Source organism: Stutzerimonas stutzeri (assembly GCF_024448935.1).
GTDB lineage: Bacteria > Pseudomonadota > Gammaproteobacteria > Pseudomonadales > Pseudomonadaceae > Stutzerimonas > Stutzerimonas stutzeri_AO.
Window position 1 is genome coordinate 36,135 of record NZ_JAMOIE010000038.1, and the last position, 6,115, is coordinate 42,249.

5 protein-coding genes are annotated in these 6,115 nt (G+C 63.2%); 3 read left to right on the forward strand and 2 right to left on the reverse strand.

Annotated features, from left to right (window positions below; all coding sequences use genetic code 11):
- Positions 1 to 13: 13 nt before the first annotated feature.
- On the reverse strand, positions 14 to 1,165 hold the full coding sequence (locus NA637_RS12565; RefSeq protein ID WP_256072577.1) for a sensor histidine kinase: 1,152 nt from the start codon (positions 1,163 to 1,165) through the stop codon (positions 14 to 16).
- A 253-nt stretch (positions 1,166 to 1,418) separates the two neighbouring features.
- Entirely contained in the window at positions 1,419 to 3,230 is a 1,812-nt protein-coding gene (locus NA637_RS12570) for a bifunctional metallophosphatase/5'-nucleotidase (RefSeq protein ID WP_256072578.1), read from the reverse strand.
- 305 nt (positions 3,231 to 3,535) lie between these two features.
- Here NA637_RS12570 and NA637_RS12575 point away from each other — a divergent pair, with 305 nt between their 5' ends.
- The 3 genes from NA637_RS12575 (at position 3,536) to NA637_RS12585 (ending at position 5,908) form a co-directional block, all read left to right on the forward strand.
- A complete protein-coding gene (locus NA637_RS12575; protein ID WP_423836726.1) occupies positions 3,536 to 4,876 on the forward strand; it encodes a TrkH family potassium uptake protein in 1,341 nt (446 codons plus the stop codon).
- Entirely contained in the window at positions 4,866 to 5,549 is a 684-nt protein-coding gene (locus tag NA637_RS12580) for a potassium channel family protein (RefSeq protein WP_256072580.1), read from the forward strand. The genes NA637_RS12575 and NA637_RS12580 overlap by 11 nt, the downstream gene beginning before the upstream one ends.
- A gap of 95 nt (positions 5,550 to 5,644) precedes the next feature.
- Positions 5,645 to 5,908: a hypothetical protein gene (locus NA637_RS12585; RefSeq protein WP_256072581.1), complete on the forward strand. Its 264-nt coding sequence runs from the start codon at positions 5,645 to 5,647 to the stop codon at positions 5,906 to 5,908.
- The last annotated feature ends 207 nt before the right edge of the window (positions 5,909 to 6,115 follow it).

Consider the following 6,115-nt stretch of genomic DNA (forward strand, 5'->3'; position numbering starts at 1 on the left):
CCGTGCTAGTCGCTCAATCAGTCGCGCGTCTTGATGCGTGCGCAGTCAGCGGCAGCCTCACGGTAAAAGTAGTGCCTAGCTCGGCGCTTGATTCGACGACGATAGCCCCCCTGTGTGCCGCTACGATCTCACTGGCGATATATAGCCCCAGGCCCAGCCCTGAGTGCGGGCCGTGTTCACCTGCAGCGTATTGGGAGTGACGGCTCATAGGATTGAAGATGTCTGCGATTGCATCCTTGGCAATGGGTTCTCCCTGGTTATGCACTGTGAATACCGCATGCGCCTGCTCGACATGCATACCTACCCTGATGGCTCCAGTCTTGCTGCCATGGTGGACCGCGTTGCTGATCATGTTGGAGAACACCTGTTCCATGCGCGGTGCGTCGAACAAGCCAGTCACGTTTCCACTGGTGTCATAGACAATCTGGCGTTCTGGGTTGTAGGCCCGCACTTCCTCCACCATGCCTTCGCACACCTCCGCCAGGTTGACCTCGATCTGGTGCACCGGGATGCCCGATCCGCTCTGTGAGCGAGTGAAATCGAGCAAGTCGGTGACGATCTTGTTGGCTCGTTTGGCGCTGGTGTAAATCCGCGAGGCGAGCATCGTGGGCTTAGCGCTCAGATTTTCGGCCAGAAGCAAGACTTCGGCACCGAGCTGTATTGCGCCCAAGGGGGTGCGTAGATCGTGTCCGAGAATGCCCAGAAAGACATTGCGCGTGCTGGTCACCGTCCGTGAGTAGCTGGCAACGGATTCGGCAAGCGCTTGGTCGATGGCCTCGTTGAAGCGCGTCATATCCTCGACCTCGAAGTCCGTGCCACTCTTTATTTCCTGCAACCACTTTCGAAGCACGCTGGAGCGCAGGGCACGGTACTCAGAGACCATTTCGTTGATGCTGAAGCCCGCGTCATGGCGCAGGATGGCGTGGGTTTCCGCCGCCGTTTTGCCGTCGCCCTTGTTTGCCTTACCGATGGATTTATCAATCTGCTCGGTCGCCGACTGACGGGTGCGAAGGTCCTCGGCGATGGTTCTTAGCATCTGCTCGGCATGGTCGCGCAGGGCATCAACGTCCATTTGTGGAGAGGTGCTAGGGATGGTTTTGGCGAAGTCTTCCCACGACTGGAGAATGGGCTCGAGGTTATCGAGGATGAAGTCGGCAAGACGCATGGGGCTGCTCCGCAACAAGGTGGACGCCGCACAACGTAAATCGACAACCGAGAGGCTTCTCGCATCCCAGCTTGTTACGCAGTGATCAAAGCGAATAAGTGACGCACGTGAAGGGTTCCCGTGTGCACTCGCCAGCCTGGGCGTGGTGCTCTTGGACCGCTTCGCTGCGGGTGACGGTGCCGCTACGAGCAAAATGGGGACAGAAAAAAGGGGGCAGTGGAATATCTGTCCCCTTTGGTCACCGCTAGTTCAATCAGTCCGCCCGCTCGATCCGTCCCTCGAGACTTCCGCTGAATGGCTGCGGGAGCGACGCGATGTAGTCGACCAGCGCATCCAGATCCACCGGGCCGACGATGCGGTCGGTGCCTTCGGTGAGCACGGTGAAGTTGTCGCCGCCACCGGCGAGGAAGGAGTTGACCGTGACGCGGTAGGTCGCCGCCGGGTTGATCAGCGCACCGGTGGCATCGCGCATCTCGATCACGCGGTTGCCCACGGGGCGGCTGGCGGACCAGCTGTAGCGGATGCCGGAAGGCTTGAGCAGGCGCGCATAGCTCTGGCCGAGCCACTGTTGTTCGAGCAGGGTCTTGATCTGCGCGCCGGTCAGGTCCATGGAAACCAGATCGTTGGCGAATGGCTGGATGGCGAACAGCTCGCCCCAGGTCACTTCACCGCTGTCCAGATCCGCGCGAATGCCGCCCGGGTTCATGAAGCTGATTTGCGCATCGGTGCCCACGCGTTGGGCATCGGCGATCAGGTTGCCCAAGGCCGATTCACCAGCCGGTGTTTCGCTGCGGGTGAGGGCATTCTGTGCAAGCCCCACCACGCGCGCGACCAGCGGTTCGACCCGAGCGTCGGCCTGCGCCACCAGCGCGGCGACTTGCGGGTCCGGCGAAAGACCGGCGCCCTGGTCGGCCCAGGTGGTCATTACTGCGGCGGACTTCTCGACGATGTCGCGGCTGCGGCGGCTGACCTGGAGCTGAATGTCGGCATAGGCGGTGCCGGCCGAGAAGGCTTGAGTCACCAGGATCGGGGTGCCGTTGGCATTGGCCACCAGCGCGTTGCTAAAGCCGTGCGCATGGCCGGAAATCACCACGTCCACTTCGTCATCCAGTCGCTCGATGATGTCGACTACCGAGCCGGTGACGGTGTCGGCTTCTGGGCTGGTCGGGCCGTCATAGCTGGTCTGCCGGCCACCCTGGTGCAGCGCGACGACAATGGCGCGTACACCGTGTCGGCGCAGTTCAACCACGGACTGGTTGATGGCGTCCGCCTCGTCGACGAAACGCAGCCCGGCGACGCCGGAAGGCGAGACGATGGTGGGCGTCTCCTTGAGCACGGCGCCGATCACGCCGATGCGCACGCCGCCGGCGTCATAGATGGAGTAGGACGGCAGCAGAGGTTCGCCGGTGGCCCGATCGATGACGTTGCTCGACACCGTGGGGTAGCGCGCACCCTTCCATTGGTCTTCGAGGAAGGGCCCGTTGGCGTGGTTGCCGCCGGTAAGCTGGCGCAGCAGCTCCGTCCTGCCGTTATCGAACTCGTGGTTGCCGAGGGTGCCGATCAGGTTGCAGCGTTGCTGGGCGAAAGGCTGCGCATTGCGCGGCATGTCCAGCTGACGGCTGAACGGCCGACAGTGCGGGTTGGCCAGCAGGTTGAAGAAGCTGATCGAGGGTTCGTCGCGCAACAGGGCGGAGTTGGGTGGTGAGGCGCCGACCTGGTCACCGTCATGCACGATCAGCGTGTATTCGCCGCTGGCCGATTTCAGGTAGGAAGCGAGCACCGCCGCGCCACCGGCAGGCCGGCCGGCGACGGTGCGCGGCGACAGTTGGCCGTGAAAGTCGTTGATGCTGAGCAGGTTGACCGACACCACCGGCTCGACCCGCCAGTCGGGCGCGCGCCAGCTGCGACGCTCACTGGCGCGCTGTCTGGCGTTAAGGCCTTCCAACTGTTGCTCGCGGTAATCCTGTTCGATGGAGCCGTGCTCGGGCAGTGCCTGAGCCAGCGCCGGGCCGGCAAGGCCGATCAGGCTTGCCGCTAACAGCCAATCCAGTGCGCGCGTATGCATTGTTGTGTCCTCGGTGCGGTGGAGTCCGACCGAAACTAGAAAGCGCGCGTGGCAGGCTGATGACTGCTTTTTGGCGTTTTGGCGAGAGGCGACGTGCGGTCTGTTCGGTGCCGGCAGGCTCAGGGAGACCGCGCCGGCGGGCATGCACGCTCTGGATACCTCGAGATTGCGAAGGTATCCGTGACCGCGCCGTATCGATGCGCTTTTGCTATCGTGGCGGCCAGTTCGCCGAGGCTGGCTGTTGCTCGGCAAACCCGGAACCCACACAGCTCGATGGCCGGACGTTCGGCCTCGCAACCGTTTAGGTGTCGCCTTTGCTACACAACGCTGCCCGCCGACCGGCTCGTCTCATTCCGCTCGCCTTTCTCATCGCGACCTTGCTGGGCACGGCGCTGCTGTCGCTTCCGGCGGCCACGGCCGGGCCTGGTCAGGCACCGCTGCTGACGGCGCTGTTCACCGCCGTGTCGGCGGTGTGTGTGACGGGGCTCATCGTGCAGGACACGGCCGTGTATTGGTCGTTTTTCGGGCAATGCGTGATTCTGCTGCTGTTGCAGATCGGCGGCCTGGGCATCATGAGTGGTGCGACGCTGCTCGGCCTGGTGGTCAAGCGACGGCTGCAGTTGAGCAGCCGTCTGGTCGCGCAGCAGGAGACACGCTCGCTCGGGCTCGGGGACGTCACCGGCGTGTTGCGGCTGATCCTGCTGGTTACCTTGAGCGTCGAGCTGGTCGTGACGGCGATCCTCACCCTGCATTTTCGCCTGAGCTATGACCTGGCCTGGTCCAAGGCGCTCTGGGACGGGCTTTTCCATGCGGTATCGGCGTTCAACAACGCCGGCTTTTCGACCTATTCCGACAGCCTGATGAGTTTCGCCACGGACCCGGTAGTGCTGGTGCCGGTCATGCTGGCGGTGATCATCGGCGGTCTGGGCTTTCCCGTGCTCTACGAGTTCCGCCGCGACCAGCGCGGCAAGCCCTGGACCATCCATACGCGCATCACCTTGTGGGGGTCGGCCGTGCTGCTGTTCGGCGGCATGCTGGCGATCCTGGTCTACGAGTGGGGCAACCCGGCCACGCTCGGCGGCATGAGCCTGGGCGACAAACTGCTGTCGGGGCTGTTCAGCTCGGCAGTGGCGCGCACGGCGGGCTTCAACAGCCTGGACGTCGGCCAGTTCGAGGCCCAGACGCTGGCCGTGCATTACTTCCTGATGTTCGTCGGCGGCGGCAGCGCCGGCACCGCGGGCGGAATCAAGGTAACGACCTTCTTCCTGCTGTTCTTCTTCATCTGGGCCGAGATTCGCGGCAACGCCGACACCGTGGCTTTCCGCCGCCGCATCTCCTATGCGACGCAGCGCCAGGCGCTGACCGTGCTGTTCCTCGGTTCGCTCACCGTGGCCATCGGCACCATGATCCTGCTCAGCGTGACGCGGCTGGAGCTGGGCGTCGTGCTGTTCGAAGTCATTTCCGCGTTCGCCACGGTCGGTCTGTCGACCGGCATCACGGCGGACCTGCCAGCGTCCGGTCAACTGGTGATCATCGCGCTGATGTTCATCGGCCGGGTCGGCACCATTACCCTGGCCACGGCCCTTGCGCTGCGCAGCGTGACCAAACACTACCGCTACCCGGAGGAGCGCCCCATTGTTGGATAACCTGTTCGGCAAGACATACGAGAACGACAGCGTCGCCGTCATCGGCCTGGGGCGATTCGGTTCGGCCGTCGCCGACTCGCTTACGTCCATGGGGCACGAAGTGCTGGGCATCGACAACAACAGCGCGAACGTCCAGCAGTGGGTGGATCGCCTGACCCATGTGGTCCAAGCCGACTCGACCGACGTCCGCGCATTGCGTCAGCTGGGCGTCGATCAGTTCCGCCATGTGGTGGTGAGCATCGGTACCGATCTCGAGGCCAGCGTATTGACGGTGCTCGCGCTGCAGGAGCTGGGCGTGCCGGACATCTGGGCCAAGGCCCTGAGCAAGCGCCACGGGTTGATCCTCGAGCGCACCGGCGCCCATCACGTCGTCTATCCGGAAACGTCAATGGGCGAGCGTGTGGCGCATCTGGTCACCGGCAAAATGTCCGAGTTCATCGAATTCGACGACGGCTTCGCCATCGCTTCGACCCACGCCCCGAAGCGTATCCACAACCAGACACTCGCTGACTCCGGGGTGCACACGCATTACGGCGTGACCATCGTCGGGGTGAAGCGGACCCATGAAGCCTTCATCTACGCCAAGCCAGAAACCCTGATCCATCCGGGTGACATTCTTATCGTAGCGGGCGAAACCAGGCGGGTGGAAAAGTTTGCCGCGGCAAAGGGCTAACCGCGCGGCCGTTGCGGCTAGCTAATCACCCAAACCTACCTCAACAACCTGGCCAGCATCGACCCCCGGCCGGTGGCGACGGCATTGCCGCGCAGGTGTTCGACAACCGCGACTTCGGCTACCACAAAGTCAGCATCGAACGGCCAGACCGATGCAAGGCGCAGTTCAGCGCCGAGCGCATCGAAACCCTGCGTTACGACAAGGCCCTGCGCGAACCCATGCAGTGGATCTACCAGCAGTGGGGCGACACGGTGTACCAGGATGAAACCCTGGCCACCCATGAGAAGGCCATTCACCACAGTCTGGCCGCCCACCGACCGCTCGGCTCGATCATGCGAGCGCGGCTAAGCACCTACTAGGCGCTGTCAGCCTTTCGACACCAGCACAACAACCTGGCCGAGCAGGAGCCTCGGTCGCTCAATGACGTCCCGGATTGAGCGCGCCAAGGCGACGGGACTTGCCATGAATTTTTTCAAACGCGTATGCCGATCAGCCAGAGCGTCGACAGATGTTTTGCGCCATGCCGGAACGTCAGCTCCAGGTCCGGTTTTTTCTCGGGGTTGAGC